At 42.8% G+C, this 24,784-nt stretch carries 27 protein-coding genes; 13 read left to right on the top strand and 14 right to left on the bottom strand.

Annotated elements, in window-relative coordinates:
* The first annotated feature begins 137 nt into the window (after window positions 1-137).
* Together CRO25_RS03790 and CRO25_RS03785 are read left to right on the top strand one after the other, a co-directional pair.
* Window positions 138-449, top strand: coding sequence for a YbjQ family protein (locus CRO25_RS03790; RefSeq protein WP_076289201.1), 312 nt, complete (start codon window positions 138-140; stop codon window positions 447-449).
* Between the two features lie 391 nt (window positions 450-840).
* On the top strand, window positions 841-1,806 hold the full coding sequence (locus CRO25_RS03785) for a DMT family transporter (RefSeq protein ID WP_218670768.1): 966 nt from the start codon (window positions 841-843) through the stop codon (window positions 1,804-1,806).
* Window positions 1,807-1,937: 131 nt separating this feature from the next.
* Here CRO25_RS03785 and CRO25_RS03780 read toward each other — a convergent pair whose 3' ends face one another.
* Window positions 1,938-3,071 carry a serine hydrolase gene (locus CRO25_RS03780; RefSeq protein WP_079693876.1) on the bottom strand — a complete coding sequence of 378 codons (1,134 nt, stop codon included), beginning with the start codon at window positions 3,069-3,071 and terminating at the stop codon, window positions 1,938-1,940.
* 166 nt (window positions 3,072-3,237) lie between these two features.
* The gene (locus CRO25_RS03775) at window positions 3,238-3,753 is read right to left on the bottom strand and encodes an N-acetyltransferase (RefSeq protein WP_079693877.1); all 516 of its coding nucleotides are present in this window, start codon (window positions 3,751-3,753) and stop codon (window positions 3,238-3,240) included.
* Between the two features lie 398 nt (window positions 3,754-4,151).
* Here CRO25_RS03775 and CRO25_RS03770 point away from each other — a divergent pair, with 398 nt between their 5' ends.
* From CRO25_RS03770 to CRO25_RS03755, 4 genes are read left to right on the top strand one after another with little or no spacing between them, the layout of a single operon-like run.
* Complete coding sequence (locus CRO25_RS03770) at window positions 4,152-4,883, top strand: dihydrofolate reductase family protein (RefSeq protein WP_072733244.1); 732 nt, start codon at window positions 4,152-4,154, stop codon at window positions 4,881-4,883.
* Window positions 4,884-4,919: 36 nt separating this feature from the next.
* Window positions 4,920-5,237, top strand: a complete 318-nt coding sequence (locus tag CRO25_RS33770; RefSeq protein ID WP_063562761.1) for a carboxymuconolactone decarboxylase family protein — start codon at window positions 4,920-4,922, stop codon at window positions 5,235-5,237.
* A 21-nt stretch (window positions 5,238-5,258) separates the two neighbouring features.
* Window positions 5,259-5,654: a cupin domain-containing protein gene (locus CRO25_RS33765; RefSeq protein ID WP_079693878.1), complete on the top strand. Its 396-nt coding sequence runs from the start codon at window positions 5,259-5,261 to the stop codon at window positions 5,652-5,654.
* 38 nt (window positions 5,655-5,692) lie between these two features.
* On the top strand, window positions 5,693-6,439 hold the full coding sequence (locus CRO25_RS03755) for an SDR family oxidoreductase (RefSeq protein ID WP_072733246.1): 747 nt from the start codon (window positions 5,693-5,695) through the stop codon (window positions 6,437-6,439).
* 79 nt (window positions 6,440-6,518) lie between these two features.
* Here the strand turns inward: CRO25_RS03755 and CRO25_RS03750 are convergent, their stop codons facing one another.
* A complete protein-coding gene (locus tag CRO25_RS03750; protein ID WP_240321289.1) occupies window positions 6,519-7,136 on the bottom strand; it encodes a class I SAM-dependent methyltransferase in 618 nt (205 codons plus the stop codon).
* 252 nt (window positions 7,137-7,388) lie between these two features.
* On the opposite strand from CRO25_RS03750, the gene CRO25_RS03745 reads away from it, so the two are divergent.
* A complete protein-coding gene (locus tag CRO25_RS03745; RefSeq protein ID WP_063562764.1) occupies window positions 7,389-7,811 on the top strand; it encodes a hypothetical protein in 423 nt (140 codons plus the stop codon).
* Window positions 7,812-7,959: 148 nt separating this feature from the next.
* On the opposite strand, the gene CRO25_RS03740 is transcribed toward CRO25_RS03745, so the two are convergent.
* A complete protein-coding gene (locus CRO25_RS03740) occupies window positions 7,960-9,000 on the bottom strand; it encodes an NAD(P)-dependent alcohol dehydrogenase (protein ID WP_063562765.1) in 1,041 nt (346 codons plus the stop codon).
* 182 nt (window positions 9,001-9,182) lie between these two features.
* On the opposite strand from CRO25_RS03740, the gene CRO25_RS03735 reads away from it, so the two are divergent.
* The gene (locus tag CRO25_RS03735; RefSeq protein ID WP_063562766.1) at window positions 9,183-9,596 is read left to right on the top strand and encodes a MerR family transcriptional regulator; all 414 of its coding nucleotides are present in this window, start codon (window positions 9,183-9,185) and stop codon (window positions 9,594-9,596) included.
* A gap of 94 nt (window positions 9,597-9,690) precedes the next feature.
* Here the strand turns inward: CRO25_RS03735 and CRO25_RS03730 are convergent, their stop codons facing one another.
* The 4 genes from CRO25_RS03730 to CRO25_RS03715 form a co-directional block, all read right to left on the bottom strand.
* Window positions 9,691-10,170, bottom strand: a complete 480-nt coding sequence (locus CRO25_RS03730; protein ID WP_063562767.1) for a DUF6530 family protein — start codon at window positions 10,168-10,170, stop codon at window positions 9,691-9,693.
* 104 nt (window positions 10,171-10,274) lie between these two features.
* On the bottom strand, window positions 10,275-10,634 hold the full coding sequence (locus CRO25_RS03725) for a GIY-YIG nuclease family protein (protein ID WP_063562768.1): 360 nt from the start codon (window positions 10,632-10,634) through the stop codon (window positions 10,275-10,277).
* 35 nt (window positions 10,635-10,669) lie between these two features.
* A complete protein-coding gene (locus CRO25_RS03720) occupies window positions 10,670-11,878 on the bottom strand; it encodes an MFS transporter (RefSeq protein ID WP_079693880.1) in 1,209 nt (402 codons plus the stop codon).
* Window positions 11,879-12,303: 425 nt separating this feature from the next.
* Window positions 12,304-13,524: an MFS transporter gene (locus tag CRO25_RS03715; RefSeq protein WP_079693881.1), complete on the bottom strand. Its 1,221-nt coding sequence runs from the start codon at window positions 13,522-13,524 to the stop codon at window positions 12,304-12,306.
* A gap of 233 nt (window positions 13,525-13,757) precedes the next feature.
* Here CRO25_RS03715 and CRO25_RS03710 point away from each other — a divergent pair, with 233 nt between their 5' ends.
* Entirely contained in the window at window positions 13,758-14,621 is an 864-nt protein-coding gene (locus tag CRO25_RS03710) for an AraC family transcriptional regulator (RefSeq protein ID WP_063562771.1), read from the top strand.
* A 96-nt stretch (window positions 14,622-14,717) separates the two neighbouring features.
* Here the strand turns inward: CRO25_RS03710 and CRO25_RS03705 are convergent, their stop codons facing one another.
* Window positions 14,718-15,614, bottom strand: a complete 897-nt coding sequence (locus CRO25_RS03705) for a cation diffusion facilitator family transporter (RefSeq protein WP_079693883.1) — start codon at window positions 15,612-15,614, stop codon at window positions 14,718-14,720.
* A gap of 319 nt (window positions 15,615-15,933) precedes the next feature.
* Here CRO25_RS03705 and CRO25_RS03700 point away from each other — a divergent pair, with 319 nt between their 5' ends.
* Window positions 15,934-16,470 (top strand): GNAT family N-acetyltransferase, encoded by a 537-nt coding sequence (locus tag CRO25_RS03700; RefSeq protein WP_179132094.1) that lies wholly within the window; start codon window positions 15,934-15,936, stop codon window positions 16,468-16,470.
* 22 nt (window positions 16,471-16,492) lie between these two features.
* Window positions 16,493-17,311 carry a MerR family transcriptional regulator gene (locus tag CRO25_RS03695; protein WP_079693885.1) on the top strand — a complete coding sequence of 273 codons (819 nt, stop codon included), beginning with the start codon at window positions 16,493-16,495 and terminating at the stop codon, window positions 17,309-17,311.
* 150 nt (window positions 17,312-17,461) lie between these two features.
* Here the strand turns inward: CRO25_RS03695 and CRO25_RS03690 are convergent, their stop codons facing one another.
* Together CRO25_RS03690 and CRO25_RS03685 are read right to left on the bottom strand one after the other, a co-directional pair.
* Window positions 17,462-18,334, bottom strand: coding sequence for a YitT family protein (locus CRO25_RS03690; RefSeq protein ID WP_063562775.1), 873 nt, complete (start codon window positions 18,332-18,334; stop codon window positions 17,462-17,464).
* Between the two features lie 123 nt (window positions 18,335-18,457).
* On the bottom strand, window positions 18,458-18,814 hold the full coding sequence (locus CRO25_RS03685) for a MerR family transcriptional regulator (protein WP_079693886.1): 357 nt from the start codon (window positions 18,812-18,814) through the stop codon (window positions 18,458-18,460).
* A 111-nt stretch (window positions 18,815-18,925) separates the two neighbouring features.
* Between CRO25_RS03685 and CRO25_RS03680 the strand changes: the two genes are divergently transcribed.
* On the top strand, window positions 18,926-19,699 hold the full coding sequence (locus tag CRO25_RS03680) for an SDR family oxidoreductase (RefSeq protein ID WP_063562777.1): 774 nt from the start codon (window positions 18,926-18,928) through the stop codon (window positions 19,697-19,699).
* A gap of 93 nt (window positions 19,700-19,792) precedes the next feature.
* On the opposite strand, the gene nspC is transcribed toward CRO25_RS03680, so the two are convergent.
* The 3 genes from nspC to CRO25_RS03665 all read right to left on the bottom strand — a co-directional run bounded on the left by nspC (window position 19,793) and on the right by CRO25_RS03665 (window position 23,964).
* Window positions 19,793-20,920 carry a carboxynorspermidine decarboxylase gene (gene nspC, locus CRO25_RS03675; protein WP_079693887.1) on the bottom strand — a complete coding sequence of 376 codons (1,128 nt, stop codon included), beginning with the start codon at window positions 20,918-20,920 and terminating at the stop codon, window positions 19,793-19,795.
* A gap of 1 nt (window position 20,921) precedes the next feature.
* A complete protein-coding gene (locus tag CRO25_RS03670; protein WP_063562779.1) occupies window positions 20,922-22,160 on the bottom strand; it encodes a saccharopine dehydrogenase family protein in 1,239 nt (412 codons plus the stop codon).
* Between the two features lie 682 nt (window positions 22,161-22,842).
* Complete coding sequence (locus CRO25_RS03665; protein WP_079693888.1) at window positions 22,843-23,964, bottom strand: NADH-dependent flavin oxidoreductase; 1,122 nt, start codon at window positions 23,962-23,964, stop codon at window positions 22,843-22,845.
* Between the two features lie 212 nt (window positions 23,965-24,176).
* On the opposite strand from CRO25_RS03665, the gene CRO25_RS03660 reads away from it, so the two are divergent.
* Window positions 24,177-24,686: a MerR family transcriptional regulator gene (locus CRO25_RS03660; RefSeq protein ID WP_079693889.1), complete on the top strand. Its 510-nt coding sequence runs from the start codon at window positions 24,177-24,179 to the stop codon at window positions 24,684-24,686.
* Window positions 24,687-24,784: the final 98 nt, after the last annotated feature.

Here is a 24,784-nt window from a genome sequence, read left to right as displayed (position 1 = left end):
AACAGAACCTAAACGGCTTGGGCAAACTTAAACGATTGTTCAGCAACTCGTTTAGGCTCTGTTTCAGTAACGCTGTTAGCATAGGAAATGAGAAATCTGATTCGCGACAAATCTATTTTATTTTAGGAGGAAAACATTTGATTATTACAACAACAGCTATAGTTGAAGGTTCCCCGGTTAGACAGTATATCGGCGTTGCAACCGGTGAAGTCATCATCGCAGCTAATGTCGGGAGAGACTTTCTCGCTTCATTTAGAGATCTTGTAGGCGGCCGTTCTCGTACCTATGAGAACAAGCTAAGAGAAGCAAGAGACGCTGCCTTTGAAGAAATGACCGAGCAAGCCGCACAGATGGGAGCCAATGCCGTAATCGGTGTGGATCTGAACTACGAAGTTGTTCGTCAAGGTATGCTCATGGTCGCAGTCAGCGGAACGGCAGTTATAATCTAAACTTCAACGGCATTATCGCGCTGTCCTAAAATAATCCTCACGCTTTATCAATTCACAATAAGGAGCTTACATGCAAATGAAAAAAATCACGGCTTCAATTCTGTCCTTATGTTTACTTACCTCAGGGCTTTCCTCCGTTCATGCAACAGAAAAAGTGATATCCGTATTATTAAATGGCGAGTCAACCCAGTTCAGTCAATCCTCAGCGATCGTAGACAAAGGGGTAACTCTCGTCCCCTCAATCATTTTTCACAACGTTAATTATATCTCTTAGTCTTGTTATGAAACGGGATTTCATTTTTTTGTTACAGCTACTCGCAGTTTGTGATATGGTCAGTGAGGTGCGATCAGCCCGTACACATTTACATATCATGCGAGGAGAAGATTGAAAGTGAATGAAATAAAAGCATTGGAGAACCCGAACAAGTTTAGTAATCCTTTATTTGTGACACTAGTTGCAAGTTTATGTTGCTTGTTATGGGGGAGTGCCTACCCGTTTATTAAGCTTGGATATAGTGCTTTTGATATCTTGACAGAAGATATTCCATCCAAATTTGTATTTGCGGGTTATCGATTTATTTTAGCAGGATTACTGCTTCTATTCCTGTTTCGTGTCATTAGTAAACGGAAATTTGAACTGTCTGGACGACAATTTTCAAGCTTAATATTGCTTGGCATGTTCCAAACGGGTCTGCAGTATATGTTTTTTTATGTGGGTGTAGCCAATACGACAGGTGTCAAAGGTTCGATTATGAATGCGACAACGACCTTTTTCAGTGTTGTTCTAGCTCATTTTTTATATAAAAATGATAAACTGAGCAAAAATAAAATAGTCGGCTGTTTGCTAGGATTTATTGGCGTAATTATTGTAAATTTCCACTCCAATCTGCTGGAATTCTCCTTCTCTCTCACAGGTGAAGGTTTCGTTATTATGGCGGCTCTTATTTTTTCCATTACGGCCATCTATGCAAAGCACTTGACAGGCTCCATCGACGTCCTCGTTATTACTGGAGTTAGCTTGTTTGTCGGCGGACTGGCACTCACCATACTGGGACTCCTGCTTGGCGGCCGGGTTACACATTTTACACTCGAATCAACGGGTATCTTGATTTATTTAGTTTTACTTTCATCAGCTGCATTCTGCTTATGGAATCTACTTCTGAAATACAACAAAGTGGGGAAAGTATCTGTGTATAACTTCCTTATCCCTGTCTTTGGTGCATTGCTATCGGCTTTGTTTTTGGGAGAAACGATTTTGGAATTCAAAAACCTAATTGCATTGCTCTTTGTATCCATCGGTATTTATATGGTTAATCGCGTAACCTCTCGAAAGTTCTCAAATACCCTGGAACCTTAGTTCAAAAAGAAAAGGAAAAAATAATAACAGGGGCGCGACATTGCTCGCGTCCCTGTTTGTTTCCAATTGTACGAATACTCAACATCAAATCGTTGAATTAAGCAAATATCTCGTCAGATTCCACTCCCGCATTACAAACAGGAGTAAACGACATTACGCAAGCGGCGATGAACATAAGGCTCCTGATTGTTCAGCAGATGCTGCGCATACATGACCGTGAGTTCAGAATCCGGATCAATGATGGCCATGCAGCCGGCAGCACCACTCCATCCAAATTCACCAAGTGGGCTTAACGAACCGCTGCCCGCTTTGGAGATATGCGTGCGTACACCCAGCCCATAACTATACCCTCCCATATGATCCCAGGAGTAATCATCACGGGTCAGATCGTTCAGATGGTCTGTGCGCATCAGCTCAATTGATGCCTGTGACAGAATGCGCACGCCTTGCGGACTGGTCCCGCGTCCAGTCAGAGCGTTCAGGAACAGTGCATAATCGCTAACGGTGGACAACAACCCGGCACCGCCGCTCTCCAAATCCGTGCCTACCCGGAATCCGTTTCCGTCCATTCGTACGGCTTTTTCAAGCTCATTATTGTAAGCATACTGCGGAATCAGGCGGGTCTGCTGTTCCTCGTTCAGGTCGAATCCCGTATCGTTCATACCTAGCGGTCCGATAATTTCTTCTTGCAGATATTTACCAAAACGTCTACCACTCACAACCTCCACCAAAGCTCCGAGCACATCGTGACACATGCTATAGTTCCAATGCGTACCTGGCTCAAACAGAAGTGGTTCCTTGGCGAGCGCTTTCGCAAATTCTCTTGTCGGTAATGTTCCGTTGGTGCTCTTCACAGCTTCCTGAATGCTTGGCGAGCCAACATCATAGGAGAACCCGGCAGTCATCGTAAACAAGTCACGTACTGTAATCGCCATTGTCGCTTTTTCCAATCTGACCTCGCCGCTCGATAATGTTTTCTTCACCGCCATCTCGGCATATTCCGGCAGATAGTCAGATAACGGATCGCTCAGCAGCATTTGCCCTCTCTCTACAAGTTGAAGCGCTGCCACACAGGTCATAATTTTCGTCATGGAGTAGAGATTGAAGATCGCCCCATCGCCGATGGGCGTTTGCTCCTCCAGATTAGCGTAACCATTCCGGTAACGGAAAACGGTATCATTTTGATGCATCACAAGGACCTCTGCCCACGGAATTCTCCATGATGTGATGCGATCAATAAATGAAGCAAGCGGTTTAAAGTCCATATTTCCCCGTCCTTCTATGTAGAATCGTTATCAATACACATAGTGGATCTGTGTTCATGCACATGGCCCACATAGTATTAATATACGACCATTCACATGCATTGACCATATCTAATAGTAAGCAACGTTTAAACAATCTGTACATTTTTTAGGATCGGTACGATTACTAGAGTGTCTTGACCATGATAAAATCGATTTGTTCCTCGTCCCCCATGTAAAAAGAGTGTGCGCCAGTCTGAACAAACCCCATCTTCTTGTAAAAAGCAATGGCATTGTCATTCTTTTCCCATACGCCAAGCCAGACTTCCTTCTTTTTGTGCTCCAATGCGGTCTCCATCGCTTTATTTAGCAGATATTTACCCAGTCCATGCATTTGGAATTTTTTCCTGATATAAATTCTCTCAATTTCTAGTGAAGCATCACTCATTTGTTCGGATTGGGCGCCCTCTCTGTTCACCTTTAGATATCCGGCAAGTTCCTTATTGTAGTAGACGAAAAAGATGTCTAAGCAGCTATTAGACAGTTCATCTTCCAACTGTTTAGCGTTAAATGCTCTTTCCAGATAGGCTCTCATATTGTCAGGGGAATTCTGATCTTTGAATGTATCGTTGAATGTTTCTATACTTATTTCTTGTAGTTTTTGTAAATCCTCGCGACTGCATGCTCTTATTTCCACTGTCATTGTGATGTATCTCTCCTTATATGAATCAATTACTTATTTGAAAACGCTTCAGTTTTTTTGTTGCAAATACAACATTTATTATGTTCTTAATCTACTCTAATTTTGTAGAGTTTGCAACATAAATTAAGTGAGACGAAACAGGTTGAAATACAAGGCAACTCAAAAACGTTTTGTACATACTATCTTGACGTTTATTTACAATCCACACCTCTATGTTTATTAATGAACAAATTTAATGAATCTAACAATTGATTCTACGATTCTCTCTTATATAATAATAGATAGATGTTCATTATTGTATTAATGTAAATTTAATTACACATCAAAGTAATACTACAGTAATGAATAATATTCACTTTTCCCCCTGCAATCCATTCATGTCGAAAGGAGATGCTACGATGGACAGACCCTATACGATTTGTCATATGCTTAGTTCAATAGATGGCAAAATTATCGGCGATTTTCTGGAAGATGATCGGTCAACCTACTTCATTAAAGAGTATGAACGTATCCATGACCGCTACGAGTGTAATGCTTGGATGTGCGGACGAGTCACGATGCAAGAACATTTTGCACATGAATATATTCCTCCACCCAATCAAGAGAAGCAGTCCCCGATTCCTCGAACGGATTATGTTGCGCAGCAAGACATTGGAACTTATGCCATCGCCGTAGATCCACACGGCAAATTGGCTTGGACCCATAACTATATATCCGAAGAGAATGGCAACAGAAAAAAGGATCACATTATTGAGGTGCTGACTGAACAAGTGCCCGATGCTTATCTCGCATATCTACAGGAATTGGGCATCTCTTATATCTTTGGTGGAACGAAAGAGCTGAACGTTGTGACGGTTGTAAAAAAATTGAAAGCATTGTTCTCCATCGATCGATTACTGCTTGAAGGCGGGGGTTTATTAAATGGTTCTTTCCTGAATGAAAGTTTGATCGATGAGTTAAGTCTCGTATTCGTTCCTTTTGCAGAGGCAAGCTCTCCGGCTTGGACCATCTTTGAGAAAGGTTCAAGTTCCAAAGAAACCTTCCCCGTTCATTTTGAATTGATAAGAGTCGAACAAATGGAACATAACGGATTGTGGATGACTTATCGAGTAGAAGGAAATTCTAAATAACTCTCAACCGAATTACGAATGGAGGATCACATAGCTATGGAAAAAAAACAAACTGCTGGAAGAGATATATTAGGTGAGTTTGCCCCGAAATTTGCAGAGTTGAATGATGATATTCTGTTTGGCCAGGTATGGTCAAGAGTAGAAGAATTATCTAGTCGTGATCGCAGTATGATTACCGTCTCTGCACTTATTGCCGGTGGAAATTTCGAACAATTAACCCCACACCTTCACAAAGCAAAGGAAAATGGAGTAACTCGTAATGAAGTGTCTGAAATGATTACTCATCTTTCCTTCTATGTGGGCTGGCCGAAGGCATGGTCTGCGTTCAATATTGCAAAAGATATTTATAAATAAAAAAGAAAGTAGGGAACCATTATGACAAACGAACATTTGAGTAACAGCACCATCTTCCCACTCGGAAAGAAAGTAGAAGCCAATTTTATTGGAGATGCGTATCTGGAGATGGTCTTTACAGATGAAACTCCACTTAACACTAGCATTGGAAATGTCACTTTCGCGCCAGGAGCACGCAATAATTGGCATTCGCATGCTGTAGGTCAAGTGTTACTTGTTACAGGTGGTGAAGGCTGGTACCAGGAAGAAGGTAAACCCGCACGATTGCTTAAAACCGGAGATGTTGTAAATATTCCTCCTAACGTGAAGCACTGGCATGGGGCAACAGCCGATAGTTGGTTTGTGCATTTGGCTATGACACCTGGACAAACCGAATGGTTAGAACCTGTGAATGATGAGTGGTACAACGCGCTCTAAGGAAAGAATCTGATCCAAATGAAAGGAATGAACTGAATATGTCTAATATTGAGGGTAAAGTTATAATTCTTACGGGAGCATCCAGTGGAATTGGAGAAGCTACCGCGAAAGTTCTTGCTTCAAAAGGTGCCAAACTGGTATTAGCAGCTCGTCGGGAAGAGCGTTTAGTACAATTACAAAAAGAAATTCAGAACAATGGCGGTCACGCTATTATCAAACCAACAGATGTGACTTCGCAAACTCAAATGGAAGACTTGGCTAAGTATGCACTAAGCGAATTTGGTAAAATCGATGTTCTAATCAACAATGCAGGAATCATGCCTCAAGCCTTTCTTTTCAAGAAAAAAATTGATGAATGGGACAACATGATCGATGTAAACATTAAAGGTGTCCTCTATGCTATTGCAGCGGTTCTTCCGTCCATGAGAGAACAGAAATCGGGTCATATTTTGAACCTTTCCTCTGTTGCTGGACATAACATATATCCGGGTGGAACTGTATACTGTGGAACAAAGCATGCCGTTACAGCAATCTCCGAAGGCTTGCGTCAGGAAGAAGCCATGAGCGGCACCAATATCAGAGTCACCAATATTTCTCCAGGCGCTGTCACAAGCGAGTTACTGGAAACGACAAGTGATCCTGAGTCCAAAGCAGGTTTAGATGAGTTCTACAAATCCGCTATTGATGCCGATAACATCGCACGTGCAATCGCATTTGCAATTGAGCAACCATCGGATGTAGCAATTAACGAAATGATCATTCGCCCAACGGTTCAAGTCGGTTAATGGTATTAATTTACTCAAAAAAAGGAACGAATGCAAGCTTCTTATCGAGGCTGCTTCGTTCCTTTTTTATAGTATACACTTACAATTTTCGAGCTGTCACTATAGGCTGGTAATAACCTGTGTCCGCAGGGAAATGCCACTCTACATCCATAAAACCAGTCGCCCTTAATACGTTGTTCATCTCTTCTCGCAACAATGCTCTGTACGGTGTGCTATTATGTTTTGTTTTCCATTCACCATTCATTTCTTGCACAATAAATTGGTTTGTCGTATACGTTTTCCCATCGTCGGCCCAGTCCCATACCTGAAAAACAACCCTCTTCCCCTTATCTAAAACACGCGGCTGCGTGGTTGATGGTCTCTCTTTTACCAATGCATCATAGTCTCTTATAGTAGCAATGAACAAGCCATTCCGATTAAGCTTTGTATATATATTTTGAAAGGCCTTATGTAAATCTCCGTCTGTAAGTAGATGTGGAATAGCATTGTCTGCGGATAGAACGATATCAAAAACTCCCGTTAGATCTGTATCCAACGAGCGAAAGTCGGCTACCCCAAAGTTTATGTTAACTCCGCGAGATGCGGCTTCTTTCTCAGCTCTTTTTACGGAATCAGGACTTACGTCAGTCGCACTTACGTTATACCCGTATTTCGCCAGTCCGATTGCTTGTGTACCTATACCACATGAACAATCCAAAAGTGAAAGGGTCTGGGTAGTAGAATGAGTCAACTTGGATTGGATGACTTGATCGAGAATCTGCGCTTGCTGTAAAATGGATTGATTCCAATCCCCCTCAAATGGTCATATTTCATGCTCATTACATTACCATACTTGGAACGATTCTGCCCGTTAGTTAAGATGCCTTTTTTTTGATTATATTCAGAAGTCCAAGCATACTAGTAACCTTTGAATATATTATCCTATCCCACTCATTAGGAGGTAGATTCAATGACAACTTTTCTTGATGCAAGAACATCGCAAAACGCAAGTTTGGCTAACTCGATTGCTATTCCGATTCTGGTAATCAACGCGCCGCAATTGTTTGGACAAATTGGTCTTCAAACAGCAGGTGCAGGTACTAACCCTAGAGTTCAATTTAAAGGAACGGTTTCTGTACAATTACCATTAGCTCTTGTCGGAATAACGATCACCATTGTAAGAGGTACCTTGTCGACTGACCCTGTAATTTACTCAGCAACTTCAACATTTGATTTGAGTCTTTTGGCTCCTCAAATCATTACGTTCTCTGCGGATGATTTCAATCCGCCAATTACCCCTCAATTGACATACACTGCATTCGTAAGCTCCAACTTGCTGGGTACGATCCGTGTAGGTCCTGAGAACTTTGATGGATTCGTCGTTTCAGACTAATACGACAGCTCCTCTTTCTAATCCTTTCACTCAGTCTCCTTCATCATAAAAGAAGAAAATCCAATCGCAATGTTATGAGCGATTGGATTTTCTAATTTCTAGGTATAGATCAAATGGTAAATGTCTTTACCGACAACTTTAAAACAATTTAAATTGTGCTAGTGTCAATTACGAATCTGTACTTCACATCAGAAGCTAATACACGTTTGTATGCTTCGTCAATTTGGTCAGCTGAAATGACTTCGATCATAGGAACAATACTATGTTCTGCACAGAAATCAAGCATTTCCTGAGTCTCACGGATGCCACCGATCATTGAACCAGCAAATGAACGACGGTGACCGATGAGGGACATCACATTTACTGCCAACGGCTCCCCAGGAGCACCCACATTAACCAACGTGCCATCCAGAGTGAGCAGTGAGAAGTATGCATTGATGTCGATATTTGCACTTACCGTGTTAATAATCAGATCAAAAGACCCGGCGAGTTTTTTGAACGTATCTGGTTCACTTGTGGCATAGTAATGATCTGCCCCGAATTGCAAACCATCCTCTTTTTTCTTCAATGATTGTGACAGAACAGTTACTTCTGCCCCCATCGCATGTGCAATTTTGACAGCCATATGACCCAGACCGCCCAGACCTACAACCGCTACTTTTTTACCTGGTCCAGCTCCCCAATGATTCAACGGCGAGTATGTTGTAATACCTGCACATAGAAGAGGTGCAGCGACATCCAGCTCGATGTTATCCGGAATACGAACGATGAACTCCTCAGTTACAACGATGTGAGTGGAGTATCCACCTTGTGTAGGTTCGCCGTACTTATCAACACCCGCGTAGGTGGGAACATTTCCTTTGAGACAATACTGCTCTTCGCCTTGGCGGCAGTTCTCACATTCGCCACAGGAGTCCACCATGCATCCAACTCCTACTCGGTCACCAACTTTGTACTTTGAAACTTCGGCTCCCACATCTGTAACAATTCCTGCGATCTCATGTCCAGGTACGAGCGGATAGTTTACGGGGCCCCATTCGCCGTGAGCAGTATGGATGTCAGAATGGCAAATGCCGGCATATTTAATCTCGATCAGGACATCGTGCAAATCCAAATCGCGTCGTTTAATCTCAGCCGCCCGGAATGATTGGTGCGGACCGTCAACAGCTCGTGCTTTAGCAGTTATCATCATAAAACCTCCTAAGATTGTCATTCTTCCTTTTCTCTTGCAAAACTATCTTAATCCCTCTAGTTAACTCTAGGTCAAATGTCTTTTGAAATTTTGACATCCTGCAGCCTGCGTGGTAGAATCCCAAAAGATAATCCTAGAGTTAGCTCGAAGTCTATATTAGTACGAAAAGGGGAAAATAAATGACGTATTCAATTAGCGAGGTTGCTAAAGAATTGAATTTAACCGTATATACATTGCGCTACTATGACAAGGAAGGACTCATGCCCTTTGTAGAGCGTACCCCTGGCGGAGCACGAAACTTCAAAGAATCAGACATCGATTTTTTAAAGATCATTCAATGTCTGAAAGCTACCGGGATGCCGATCAAGGATATCAAAGATTTTATTGCATGGTGTTCCGAGGGGGACTCCACCTTGCAGGAGCGATATGACATGTTCACCGAACGCAAGGCCAGTGTAGAAGCGCAAATGGAAGAACTTAGAAAGACCATGGAAGTTATTGAACATAAACGTGCATATTACAGGACTGCTCTCGATGCTGGAACGGAAGAGATTCATCAAAGCAAGAGAATGGGAAATTTCATTGCTAACTAATTACGTTATATTTAACTCACAAAAAAAGAGCCTAAACGTCTATAGACGTTTAGGCTCTTTTTGCTCAATCCACTTCAGCAATGACGTTTTCCTGTTAATAACCCATATCCTTTAATATTTTGGATAATGTGCGCAAACGCTCGCCAATCATTTCATCGTCATCACTCAGAGCTTGGCTGAACAGCTTAATATCTTCATTTATTCTCTCATTGTCCGTACAGATCTCCACGGACATTGCATCCCCTTGCAGGCCAACACGATCGATGACAGGCTGCTCTGGGTCATATAAATTCTCATATCTATAGGCCTCGCGAAAATGTTCCAAAGACCGACAGATCAGAATGGACAAATCCAGCACGCGATGGAGAGGCAGTTCCTCAGATTGTCTGGACCACTTTTCTCCAGTGTATCTCCATACTTTCGCTGAAATATCAACCTTTCCTCTATCGTTCCACTGGGCCAATCCCAGGGAAAGACCTTTTGCGTCCGTGTTTCCGGCCATTCGGCCATCAACCTTTTCATAATTATCCGAGACGATAACAGGTTTATGTTTTAACGTTGTAGGTATTTTCAATTACATTCCCTCATTCCGTTTACCTTTTTACTAATTTACTAAACGACGGTTTCATCTTATCTTGATTTTCACTGTTAGTCAAATTCGTTTCCTGTTACATTATTTTAATTCTGTGGAGGTCTATTATAGCCCTTGTCTCCGTAAGGTTGTAACTTCTGAAGCCACGGCTTCAGGATTTGTTTTTGTTCCCAACGTATATCCGTCACCTTATCGATGTCCTTCTGTTCCAGTACCTCATAAGTGAATGCGTCTTCTCCGAATTCTCTCCACTCTTTTTGTAACTCGGCATTTGCAAATCTTCCTTGATCCAGTTGCATCTGCAGCGTAAACCATTTGTTTTTCAAGTTGGGATAGCTGTCGATATAGATTTTACCGTTTTCTTTGTTTTTAATTTGGGCTACACCCATGTATGTCTTGATCTGCTTGTATTCCTCCAGTAGCTCCCTGCGCTTATTCATATCCATATCTCTCTCTCCTTATCGTTTCGATTCCCTTTCCGTCATGATGATGGAGTTTCCTCGGCTTTACTTCTCCTTTCAATGACAATAGGGAGCAATAGTAGCGCACCAATAATCACAAAAACACCACTCGCTATAAATACACTTAGCAGGGAAAACGTATCCTTGAGATATCCTGAAGTAAGCATGCCAATCACCATCATTCCCATAAAAATCGGCATGATCGCTCCAGATACCCGGCCAATAAATGCCCCTTCCGTATTCCGCACAAGAAGCGTCTGAATTCCCCCCTGAATACACGGGAAGAACAAACCGCTGATGACGAGCAGAATAATGGTTAACCAAATTTGTGTTGATGCGCCCATTCCAACCGTACAGATCGCACTAACAAGTAAGCCGACTAAAAGCAATAACTGTGGTTTTACTTTTTTAGCGATCGCCATGATCACAGCACCTCCGACCAACATGGCCGCCCCATTCGCCATCACCAGCCATTGTAAGAACTCTTTGTCCTGACCCAAATTTTCAATGACAAGAAAGAGCTGAAGCGGTTGAGTTAGTCCTGATGCCAAACCAACTGCCGAGAAGGTTAATCCAAGTGTTCTTAAGGATTTATTCGCCCCGATATAACGCAGGCCATCCGTGAGCTCTTTAAGGAAGCCGCCACTATTACCTGATTTCTCCTCCTCTACATCTCGGGGAAGCGATAATAATACGAGCGAAGAGCCCAGAAACATAACTGCTGTCAGGATGAGGGATACGTTAATGCCAAACTTAATGAAAATAAACGTGCCGATGACCGGCCCCAAAACCATAAAAACAGCAACAAGCGTTTGCGACATGGCCATGACACCCTGCAATTGTTCGGCTGGTACATGCCGTTTGTACAGTTTCATCGCCGAAGGCTGAGAAAACTGTGACAAGCTGGCAGAAACGAATGATCCAATCAGAAGTGCAATCCAGCCACCATTCATGACCGCAAGCAATACAACACCAACGGACAAACCTGAGAATAAATCGCTCCATACCATTGTTTTTTTCGGCCGCCATCGGTCGGCAAAGGTACCGCCAATCAGGCCAAATATAAAGATCGGTGAGAATTCCGCTACGGAAATCAGTGAAATATCAACGGGATTATTATGCGTCAATTCTGAAACATAAAGAAGAACGGCATAATTCCGGATCCAGATTCCGAGCTGCAATAGAACTCGGGAAAGGATAATTGTTCGAACATATGGATTGGCAAACATTTTAATACCCCATATCCTTTAAGATTTTTGCTAACGTTCGCAGCCGTTCCCTATTCATTCCATCATAAAGCAACGGCTTCTTTCATTTCCCCCTCCTATCCATCAACTTTTTATTTAGTAATTTACTAAATTACTAATTTACTAAATCACGGCTTCATTCTATACAGAATATCTTCCTTCGTCAATCGTTTTTTGAATACTTTCTTTTCACTTCTGTTTTTGAACAATAAAATGATGGATGGGAAAAGGGTGCTGTTCATCTCATTTCTACTGTAATTTTTGGGCAAGAAATGTATCCAAAAAAACAAAAAAGCCACTAAAATTAGCGGCTTTCCGTGCTCGAACATGTATGATTATGTCGTTTCAATTTGCTACCTCAATGAAAATTCACACTTATAGAGCGAAGAAGCAGCCTTCAGGATTTACTAATTAGTACTTGGAATCGAGTAGTCTACTATAGGAGCGGTGGCTGCTTCCGGTTTCAATTGAATGGATCGCTGGCAGATCGCTGTGATCCCAAAAGCCATCAGAGCTAGGATCACAGCTACTGGTGGTACCCACTTCACACCCCCTAAACTGACAGCAAGTCCGCCAACTCCGGAACCGATGGCTATCCCCACATTTGCCGCCACGGGCAGCAGCGTGGACGCGAACGGTCTGGAATTTGGCGCGATCGCTCCGGAGACGTCGAACAGATAGAGCTGGGACGCTGCGCTCATGGATGATGACAGGCAACCGATCAGGAACAGGAACGCCAAGCCCAGCCACAGATGAGACACAGTGAAGCTGAGTCCCAAAAAGATTGCAGCTTGAATGACGAAAAGCCACTTGAGCTTGGGCAAGAAATCTCCTTTGGCTATTTTGGCACCAATCCAATTGCTTAGTATGCTGCAGGCACCGTATATGAGGAGTACAGCGCTAATCCAACGTGTAGGTATACCCATGGACTGTCTCAGTAACGGAGTGATATACGTAAAGATCACAAAAATACAACTGTTTCCAAGAACCGGAATCAAGCAGGCCAGCAATATACGCGGCTTCATAAATAGCGCCATCTGATCACTGAATGAACCGGCAATGGTCGTAGTTTGTCGCGGAAGAATCTGGAACATGAATATGAATGGTACGACCCCGATGCATGCTGTAACAACAAACGTCATGGACCAGTTCAGATGCTGTCCAATGAAGGTTCCGAGCGGGACGCCAAGCACATTGGCGATGGAAAAGCCGCCCAGTATCCACGCTATCGCTTCCCCTCTTCGTTCCCGGTTAACTGCGTCGCTTGCAATCGAGATCGAAAGCGATATCGTAAGTCCGCATGCAACAGCTGAAACGATCCGAATAACCATCAAGGAATAGAACGTCGTTGAGAACATGGTAAGTACGTTTAAGGCAAGCACGACTGCAAACCCAATTAAAATGGAGTTTCTTCGAGGAATTTTGGCCAAGAAAGCAACAGCAAACGGTGTTCCGATCGCATAGGCAATGGCGAAGCCCGATACGAGCGCACCTGCGGCAGCCAACGATACTTTCAGATAGGTTTCGATTTCCTTCAATACGCCTACAATCACATATTCGGTTGTTCCCAATACAAAGCTAACTAAGGTAAGTGTTAAAATAAGTAAATTTTCTCTTTTTCTAGTCAAAAATAAGCCCTCACAATTCTCTCTAATGTTGCAAGCGTTTCATTTTCTTAAATAGATTCCATTCTTAACAAATTTTGCTTTCACATCCCTTCAATTCGATATATAGTACATATTATTGAATAGTGAAATTGTACTGTTAGACATGCTAGGCGACAATCAAGGTTGTTGTGATCTTCATCCAAAACATTATGTATGTTGTCATTTCACCACAGAATCTTGAAGGGAAGACATTAATGAATACACGCCATGAGCCCCACCGACTACATGAAGATCAAGATTGCATTATTATTTATGTAGGGAAGTTGGCAGACAATCCGCATTGGAGTTTTCCGACCCACAAACATGACGATTTGCATGAGATTATTTACGTTAATGAGGGTCAGGGTTCGTTCACGATTGATGGGACAAAGCACTCAGCCAGAAAGGGAGATCTTCTTGTATATAACAAAGGAACACTTCACGAGGAAAAATCCGACCCGGAATTCCCTTTATCCACCTTTTATTGCGGCTTTCGTTTCAAAGAGGGTACCCGTGCCAACAACGATTGGATTATTCCTCCCGGTAGCGAGCCAGTTGTTCGTGCCAATCGTTATTCGGAAGAGATCCGTTCGTTAATGCAGACCATGTTCAATGAATTTTCAATCCGGGAAGAAGGATATGACTCTATTTCCCATCATCTGCTGAATGCCGTTCTGCTCATTATCGATCGCATGTCTCACCATCAGCGCACAGCTAGTGAGATCGTTCGGAATAATACCCTCGCTGAAAGCATCAAAGACTATTTGGATACGAACTATCGTCAAAATATTAAGCTGAAGGACTTGGCGGACCAATTCCATATCGACTTCTACTACTTGATCCATATGTATAAAAATTGCTACGGTACCTCCCCCTACCATTACCTCATTCAGCGAAGAATGGGAGAAGCGACCCGATTGTTGGTTTCGACCAAGAAAAAAGTATGGGAAATCTCCAAGTTGGTCGGGTACGAGAACCCAAACTACTTTACAATTTTATTTACCAAAACGGTGGGTGAATCTCCGAGAAGTTTCCGCAAAAGATATCAAAAGGACATGTTTGGGGACCCTTCCAACTAAAAAAACAGGTAGCCCGAGGGCTACCTGTCCTGTCATACGTCAAGAAGAGACTATGTCCATGTTTACCGGCAAGTTCTTTTATATGCCGCTTATGTTTTATACTTGACCCACTTCGCTAGGGGCTTCGTCTGGTTCAACGTGAACATGAACTGTGTACACATCATGTTCTCTTAACAACTGGTCTTCTACATTTGTTGAAATATCATGAGCCTTCTGAAGATCCAAATCCGATCGTACAAGAATTACCACATCGACAACGGCATTATTACCGTAATTCCGGGCTCTTAAGTCTTTAACCGCCTCAACGCCATCTACATTGGCAATTGTACTCCTGTATTCCTTGATGAGCTCTTCATCAAATCCATCTGTAAGATGGTGTGTTGCTTCACGAAAAATGTCCCAAGCGGTTTTACATATTAGAAAGCCCACTGCTACAGCTGTTAATGGGTCGAGCCATGGCAGGCCGAATTGGGAACCAATAATCCCTATAACTGTCCCTATACTAACCCAGGCATCCGAGATATTGTCTTTTGCAGCTGCCATAACCGCCTGGCTCTTGATCTTCAAAGCAAGTCTTTTATTATATCTGTAAACCAGATACATCACAGCGGCACAGAAAATGCCTGTCCATGCTGCGATGATGTCTGGAGATTCGCTTTTCCCCTGGAATACGGATGTAATAGCTTCGTATAACACTTGAAGCCCTACTGCCATCATTATAAAAGAAGCAACCAGTGAGGCAACGGTCTCTGCTTTCCAGTGTCCGTATGTATGATCTTTATCAGCTGGACGCTGAGCAAGTCTCAGACCGATAAGAACCGCGATCGAAGCTATAATATCGGTAGCATTGTTTAACCCATCGGCTTTTAAAGCTTCTGAATTAGACATATAACCGATCATCATTTTAATTGCAGTCAAACAAATATAAGCAATAATACTGATGATTGCTCCCTTTTCACCCAATTTTAAGTTGTCGTACTTTATTTGCTCCACGAAACGTAATCCCCCTGATTCCAACTGTTTTCTAGCACTTTACGATGGTATCATCACGGTGTTGTGTGGGTCTAGAGAAACGTTTTGAACCAAGTAAAACAATGTCTGTACAACGAAAGAGTTTGACCTCGGCCAAAAAAAGTTGCGATAAGTAAACTTTTAGATATTGTGAATCGCCCCCCTTATCCACTCACAATGCTCCTCTTCACTTCGGTCTGCCCTACCTTTTCCGCCATATTGCTTGACTCTGGTATCGTACCAGGGTTTATCGTTGGTTTATAACAAATATGGCTTTACAAATCAGGAGTGGATTAAGTTGATGTTACAAAAACGCTTTGATCAAGTATTTGAAATTATGAAGCAGTCGTTTCCCGAAGCTGAATATCGGGAATATTCAGAACAGAAGAAGTTGCTTTCCCATTCATGCTACCGCCTTCTCACAGAGGAAAATGAACAGAATGAAGTGACTGGCTTTCTCGCAGGCTGGGAGTTCGAGTCGTTCAGATATATAGAGCATTTGGCTGTTTCTCCGAACATTCGTGGAGGCGGCATAGGCAAGCGGTTAATGGAACGTTTCATGAAGCAGACCGCCAAGCCGGTTATATTAGAAGTTGAATTGCCAGAAGATGAGATGAAGCGGAGAAGGATCGGATTTTACGAGCGCCTGGGATTCTGCTTGGGAGATCATTCTTATGTTCAGCCGCCTCTTCGTGCTGTCGGGCAGGAAACCCTCTTATTAAAGATCATGAGTTATCCAGCAAAGTTGAACCCAACACAATTTGAAATGGTGAAAAAAATGCTGTATAAGGAAGTGTATGGCGCGCCTTCAGCATACGCGCACGCATCTAATAATTAAGTGTAAACGAGGAAGAAAACCGATGAAAAACGATTATAAAATCAATGAAATTTCGAAGCTTTACGGAATAGGTGTTGACGCGCTGCGTTATTACGAAAAATTAGGGTTGCTGGTGCCTCGGCGGGACGGAAACGGGTATCGTCTGTATAGCCTTCAAGATATGTATAAACTGAATATCATCCGGGACCTGCGCCAGTTGGATTTTACCATGCAACAGATCAAAGCTTATTTGGATCAGCAAAGTGTCGAAAATACGCTTGAATTGTTATTGACTGAACAGGAACTGATTAAGGAACAAATTGCAAAGCTTAAAACTACGCAGCGTATTATTCAAGGCAGAATCAAGGTATTGACTGACGCAAGCAAAATTCAGACAGGAGTTTTCTCCATCAAAACGTATCCCGACCGGCCGTGTCTGCAACTCAATACACGCATAACTAGGGATGAGGAGATGGATTATGCAATTAAGAAGCTGCATCAAAAGCATAAAAGTCACATTCCGGACTTTGGAAACCAATTATATGGTGCATCCGTGTCCCTTGAGGAACTAAAGCATGGTGTGAGGGATGTTTTTAACTCCGTCTTCTTTATCTTTAATCCTGACGAAGCCGGAAAGATCGATTACGATTACAACCTGCCAGCTGGTGAGTATCTATCCCTTTTTTATCGGGGTAACTACCGTCAAAGTTATGAAAAAATGCTTGAGGTCGTTGCACATGCCAACGAAAAAGGGCTCCGTGTAATGGGTGATCCTTTTGAGATTTATGAAATTGATAATCGTGATACGATCATTACCGAGCAATTTCTGACTGAAATACAGTTGAGGATTTGCAAAGAATGATAAATTTCAAAGGGTAGAAGTTATTGAAGTTATTGGATCGGAATTGACACTATAACTTCTACTTTAAAACAAAAAAAAGCCGCTATATTAGCGACTTTTTGTATGTTATATGCTTTTCTATGCGACAGTAACTCATACTCATTTTAGTGATTAGTGAATATCTTTCTTTTTGAAATTTCCGCCCTTAACTTCTGCTACATCGTAAACTACAATAAAAGCATTGGGATCAATTTCGTGTATGATATCCTTGATTTTGCTTTCTTCCATACGGTTGATTACACAGGTAATTTCTTTAAATTGTTCATTGGTATAACCGCCGTAGGCATCGGTATAAGTTGCTCCACGACCTAACCGGTCACGAATGGTTTCGACCATGATCTCCGGTTGATTGGTGATAATTTTAAAGGTTTTGGAGCCGCTCAAACCTTCTTCAACAATATGTATCACTTTGGAAGCGATGTAATAAGCAAGTGCGGACAGGATCGCCCCTTGAAGACCAAATACAGTTGACACGACAATAAAGACAAACATGTTCAAGAATAAGATTAGATCACTGGTTCCAAAAGGTAATTTTCGTGAAAGCAGGACAGCCAACATATCGATTCCATCCAATGCCCCACCATTACGCAACGCCAAACCCATACCAAAACCGATGATAATCCCGCCCACAACGGTAATTAACAATGTATCCCCTTGAATAATCGTGGGTACATGGTGCATAAGGCTTGTACCCACAGCTAGCGAGGCAATACCGATAATGGAATAAATAGCAAAGCTCTTACCTATTTGTTTGTAGCCTAACCATACAAATGGAATGTTGATGATACCAATCAGCATCCCTAACGGTAAACCAAACAGTTGTGAGCCAACGATACTAAGACCTGTCACACCACCGTCTGATACATTATTTGGAATTAATACAGCTTCCAGGCCATATGAGGTGATAAAAGCCCCAATCATAATCAATAAAACTTTGGAGATGATTTTCAGTTTGTTCGATTTTTGCACGTTCCTTTGATTCATTCCTTTTCCCCCTTGATGAACAACCATAAAAAATAGTCTATAACAAAATTCACTATTTTGGCAATAGATCCTCATATATGTAACCACTGAATTCGCTCTGCTCGTTTCTTCGATCAGATTACATTATTTCCCGATTAATGCTCGATATGCCGTAATTTTATTCTCCAGCATCTGATCTGCTGCGTGAAGTGTGTGCATCTGCTGTTGAATCGCCTCTTTGTGCTCTTCCAGCAATTTCAAACGCTCTGCAGCCGTATGCTCACCTTCCTGAAATAACGATGCGTACTTTTTGATGATAGCGATCGGCATTTGAGTCTCTTTTAGTTTGATTACAAATTGCAGCCATTTCAGGTGCGATTCATTGTAGCGTCTGTCTCCACTAGCATCACGGAGCGGTACGATAATCTGCTCCTTCTCATAATAACGCAATGTGTGGGTACTGATACCGAGTAGTTCAGCCACTTCACCGATCGTGTGCATGGTGATCCTCCCTTCTATATTCCGCTTGACTTAGAGTAAGCTCTAATCAGTATAATCAACTCGTACTCATATCACAATAAATAATGAACCGAAAATCCAGGAGGAATATCTATGAAGTATACAGTGATTACCGGTGCCAGTTCGGGCATTGGCTATGAAGCAGCTTTGGCTTTTGCGGCTCGCGGCAAACATTTGATCCTGGCTGCACGCAGAACCGACGAATTGGAGAAGTTAAAATCAAAAGTAAGTGAAATTGATCCTGATCTGGACATTGTCATTCGCACGGTGGATCTGTCCATCGCTGCCAATGTCCATGCATTCTATGAAAGTCTCCATCATTACTCTATCGAGACATGGATTAACAACGCAGGGTTCGGAAATTTTGCTTCGGTTGGTGAACAACATCTACCTAAAATCGAACAAATGCTTCATCTGAATATAGAAGCATTAACCATTCTTTCTTCCCTGTATGTGCGTGATTATGCAGAGGTTGAGGGCACACAGATCATTAACATCTCCTCTGGAGGTGGATATACGATCGTGCCGGATGCAGTAACCTACTGTGCAACAAAGTTCTATGTAAGTGCCTTTACGGAAGGGCTCGCACATGAATTAAAAGGCAAGCATGCTGCAATGCAAGCGAAAGTGCTCGCGCCCGCTGCAACGGAAACGGAATTTGCGGAACGTGCTTTTGATCTGGACCAGTTCAAATATGAGGGCCGTGTTCCCCAATTTCATACAGCAGAACAAATGGCTGGATTCTTGCTTGAATTATATGACAGCGAAAGCGTCGTCGGTATTGTAAATGGATTGACCTATGAGTTTGAATTGAAAGAACCGATCTTTCCGTATGCCGCAAGAGCAGCCTCGAAACCCAACGATTAATCATAAAAACAGCCGTTAACCCATCCTATGTGAAACGTCAAAAGGGAACCTGTGATCAGGTTCCCTTTTGCTCTTGCTATATCTATAAAAGTATTAAGCCAATCTCATTTTGAAGTCCTGATAGCCGAACTCACGAACCACTTCGCAATCGCCATCTTTTCTTTTCACTGCGATGGCTGGCAGCGGCATGCCGTTAAATGTATTGGTTTTGACCATGGAGTAGATCGCCATGTCCTCAAATACCAATCTGTCACCCGTTTTGAGCGGTTGATCAAATGAATAATCTCCGATCACATCACCTGACAGGCAAGTTTGTCCCCCCAGACGATACAGATGGGCTTTCTCCCCTGCTTCTCCCGAACCGATAAGCGGCGGGCGATACGGCATTTCCAGCACGTCTGGCATGTGGCATGTGGCCGAGGTATCCAGAATGGCAATGTCCATACCGTTCTTGTGGAAATCGAGCACAGACGTCACCAGGAAGCCCGCGTTCAGCGCAACCGCTTCGCCAGGCTCCAGATATACCTCCAGGCCATATTTTTCCTGCATGCGTTTGATGCAAGCTTCCAGTCTTGGAATGTCATAATCCTCGCGTGTGATGTGGTGTCCACCGCCGAAGTTGATCCATTCCATTTGTGGCAGCCATTGTCCAAACTTCTCTTCTACCGCATTCAGCGTCGTTTCCAGATCATCTGAATTTTGCTGGCACAACGTATGGAAATGCAGTCCGGAGACTCCTTCCAACAGCTCTGCACGGAAATCCTCTTGTTTGGCACCAAAACGGGAACCAGGAGCACATGGATCGTAAATCTCATGCCCCTCCTGAGTAGAGCATTCAGGGTTAATACGCAGGCCTACTTTTCGACCAGCCTGAAGCGCTTTGCCCTTGAATTTCTCCAGTTGGGAGAAAGAATTGAAGATAATATGATCTGAAATCGAAAGGATTTCATCGATCTCATCTTCGCGATAGGCCGGGGCAAAGACATGATTCTCTTTGCCCATCTCCTCATGACCCAGGCGGGCTTCATACAGCCCGCTTGCCGTTGCACCACTCAAATATTCTCCAATGAGCGGATACATCGTGGTCATGGAAAATGCTTTCTGAGCCAGCACGATTTTGGCTCCTGTACGTTGCATGACACCGTTCAGGATTTTGAGATTTCTTTCGATAAGTCCTTCGTCAACAACAAAACATGGTGTCGGTAATTGCTCAAACCGCATCTTAACGAACAAGCTCCGATTCTTTGGCTTCTTCTGGCAGTTCGTCAACGAGTACTGGGTTGAAGTCTTCAACCCATGGGAGACCCCATTTGTTCAACTCTTCCATGAATGGATCTGGGTTGAACTCTTCAACGTTGTATACGCCTGGTTTGTTCCATTTACCAGTCATCACCATTGCTGCACCAATCATGGCTGGAACACCTGTTGTGTAAGAGATGGCTTGGGAACCCACTTCTTTGTAGCACTCTTGGTGATCACAAATGTTGTAAACGTAGTACGTTTTATCTTTGCCGTCTTTTTTACCTTTGAAAATGCAGCCGATGTTCGTTTTGCCCACAGTACGTGGTCCAAGGGACGCCGGATCTGGCAGTACCGCCTTCAGGAATTGCAGCGGAATGATTTGTTTGCCTTCGTATTCGATAGGTTCGATCGAAGTCATGCCCACATTTTCAAGTGCTTTCAAGTGCGTAAGGTAGCTTTGACCAAATGTCATGAAGAAACGGATGCGTTTCAGACCAGGCATGTTTTTAGCCAGGGACTCCAGCTCTTCATGATAAAGCAGGTACATGTCTTTCTCGCCAACTTCTTTGAAGTCATAGACACGTTTAATTTCCATTGGTTTCGTTTCGATCCATTCACCTTTTTCCCAGTATCTTCCGTTAGCCGAAACTTCGCGGATGTTGATTTCAGGGTTGAAGTTGGTTGCGAACGGATAGCCGTGATCTCCACCATTGCAGTCGAGAATGTCAATATATTCAATCTCGTCAAAGTAATGTTTCAGAGCATAAGCAGAGAATACACCAGTAACACCTGGGTCAAATCCACTGCCAAGCAGAGCTGTAATTCCCGCTTTTTCAAAGCGCTCTTTGTAATCCCATTGCCATTTGTATTCGAATTTTGCCGTATCTTCCGGCTCATAGTTCGCTGTATCCATGTAGTTCGTTTTCGTTGCAAGGCAAGCATCCATGATTGTCAGGTCTTGGTAAGGCAATGCCAGGTTCATGACGAGATCCGGTTTAACTTCGTTGATGAGGGCGATCAATTCGTCAACGTTGTCGGCATCCACTTGAGCTGTCGTAATTTTTGTTTTGCCGCCGTCCAGCTTGGCTTTAAGATCGTCACATTTGGATTTCGTACGACTTGCGATGCAGATTTCCTCGAATACTTCGCTGTTTTGAACGCATTTATGAACTGCTACTGAAGCTACGCCGCCGGCGCCGATGATTAGTGCTTTTCCCATTTTCCATTCTCCTAACCCAATATGAATTTTTTTTAAAATTAACTTCATTATTTTTCTCATTTTTCAACTTTTCGCCCGTTCTGAACCAACAAAAAAAGCAAGGTGAAAAATGCCCCAAACGCGCATCATCACACTTGCTTGTCGATATACATCATTAAAAAGACGCAAAGTTCCCATAACTAAAAAAGTTCAAAAGAACTCCTCTAGCGGAAAGCTTCTTCATGTATATCAATATCAGATCAGAGTCTATATAGCAAATAATTCGCCTTTACCACTCTTATTGACCGTTTCACAAGTTGATGTGCAGATGCACTGGTTGTAAAGTAACCAACTTATAAAATTTGAGCTTTTAACTCAATCAATAAGGCAACATAAGTTGCCAATCGGCGTTTGACCCGGCTGTCCGTATGGCCTTAACTTCCTTAAGAGAAGTGGTCAAAAATTATCTGCTGGAAAGACCTGATTTATGTTGATATATCTGCTTTCCAAAATCACAGGTCTTACAATATCAGATACATTGAAAAAAATCAAGCGATCTCTAAAAATTTATTTATTCATCATTTTGGAACACACATTTCGCTCATAAATATACTTGATTATTGTGGCGAATATTTCGCCTCAGAATGCCATTTTGAAACGCCTAAATCTAAAGGTTTCATAGCCCAAATCGTTCATTACAAATTTAATTTTTGATCGGAAACCATCCTGGAGTACTGATTATTTTTTTCCACAAATGATCAGAAATCCCTAATTGGCCCTGATCATTTAAAGTTATCTCCTTACGAATTTCACTTTCCCTGCCTTGTGCTATTTTTCCAACCCAATTCGGATCGATAATGAGTTCTCGTCCAAGTGCTATAAATGGGACACCAGATTGTAACGCTCTAAGGGCCTCGTCCGGTGTTTTGATTCCACCTACGCCGATAACAGGCACTCTTTGGCCCACGAGCTCATAAATGATTTCCATTCTGGAGCGATTGTCCTCTACTCCCCGTCTGGGCTTTGACCAAAAGTCCATTAAAGAAACATGCAAATAATCCAAATTTTTATTGGCGAGTGCATCCACCAATTTTAGTGTATCGGCCATCGTAATACCAGGTGTCATTTCTTCTTCTGGTGAACAGCGATATCCGACAAGAAACGGCCGTTTGGCGTGTTGATTCACCACTTTTTTTACTTCTTCTACAATAGCGAGCGGAAACGCCATTCGTTTGTCCACACTTCCTCCCCAACGATCATCACGTCGGTTCGTGTATGGTGAAAAAAATTGTTGAATAAGAAATCGATTGGCCCCGTGAATCTCTACCCCGTCAAAACCAGCCTCGATTGCCCTACGTGTGCTAGCCCCAAACGCATGTATCATCTCTAAAATCTCCTGCTCCTCAAGTGCTCTGGGCATCACACTCAACCCTTCTTTAGCAACGGCGCTCGCACTTACGATCTCGCTGTCTGGTACCACTTCCGGCAGACTTTCACGCCCCCCATGAAAGATTTGCAGAATAGCTTTTGCTCCGCCCTTCTTAATTGCTATTGCCAGGCGTTGTAGGCTTGGGATCATCTCATCACGATCTGCTGCCAGTTCTCCACCAAATACCGTGCCATTAGGTGCGACTAATGTACTCCCTGTGACAGCCATGCCAACACCATTTGAACGACTTTCGTAATACGCGAGCATCGCCTCAGACAGCGTACCGTCTTGCTGAGAGTAAGAAATTGTCATTGGTGCAAGAACGACACGGTTCTTTACTTCGACTCCATTCTTGAAAAGAAACGACTCCATTAGCGGTTGATATTTTGAGTTCATAGAATTCCACTCCTTAGTTAGTTTTATAATTTCACATTCGTTCGTGTTTGCTGCTTGTCTCCTCCTTCCCTTGCAGGACATATGTTATTTGTTGAAGTCGGCTCAAAGTCAAGACATGAATTCAAATGTCGTTTTATCAAGGTTAAAGACTTGACTTGGAGCCGACTCCAAGATGTACAATACCCCCAAGTCTCAATTTCCGGAGGTGCGGAATGATAACCGAGCAAACGTTCACGATAAAACAGACCGCGGAGCTAACTGGATTTTCCGAGGACACGATTCGTTATTACGAAAAGATTCAATTGCTTCGTCAGGCGGACAGGAAGGACAATGGGCATCGCGTCTACCACCAGCAGGACATCCATACGATCAAATTGATAGGCTGCCTTAAAAAAACGGGTATTTCTCTGGAGGCCATGAAGCCATTCTTGAAGCTCTCCACTAATGCTGACCCCACAGAATACGATGAGTTGGTGGAGGAATTAAGGAGCCAAAGGAATAATATTCTCGGGCAAATCTCATCCCTTCAGCAAATCGTTGATTTTATTGATATCAAGTTGGAGGAAGGTAGGCCACAGCCAGACTGCTCCGATCAAAGTTTAGACAACGTTCTAGAAGAACGCGACGAGAAAACGAACATAAAACCCATTTCAGTTGCAGAAATGAATTATTTCTCTGGAACAGCTGCGAAAATGGGTAAGATCCCAAGTTTAATTAGATAAAAAAACGCATCTAAAAATGCGAATTAAAGGATAATATGTACTGTAATTCTTGCACTAACCACAACAAACAGAGCTCAGAATTAATGAGCTCTGTTTGT

The organism is Paenibacillus sp. RU5M (assembly GCF_900221055.1).
GTDB lineage: Bacteria > Bacillota > Bacilli > Paenibacillales > Paenibacillaceae > Paenibacillus > Paenibacillus marchantiae.
This window is presented reverse-complemented; position numbering and strand designations above follow the sequence as displayed.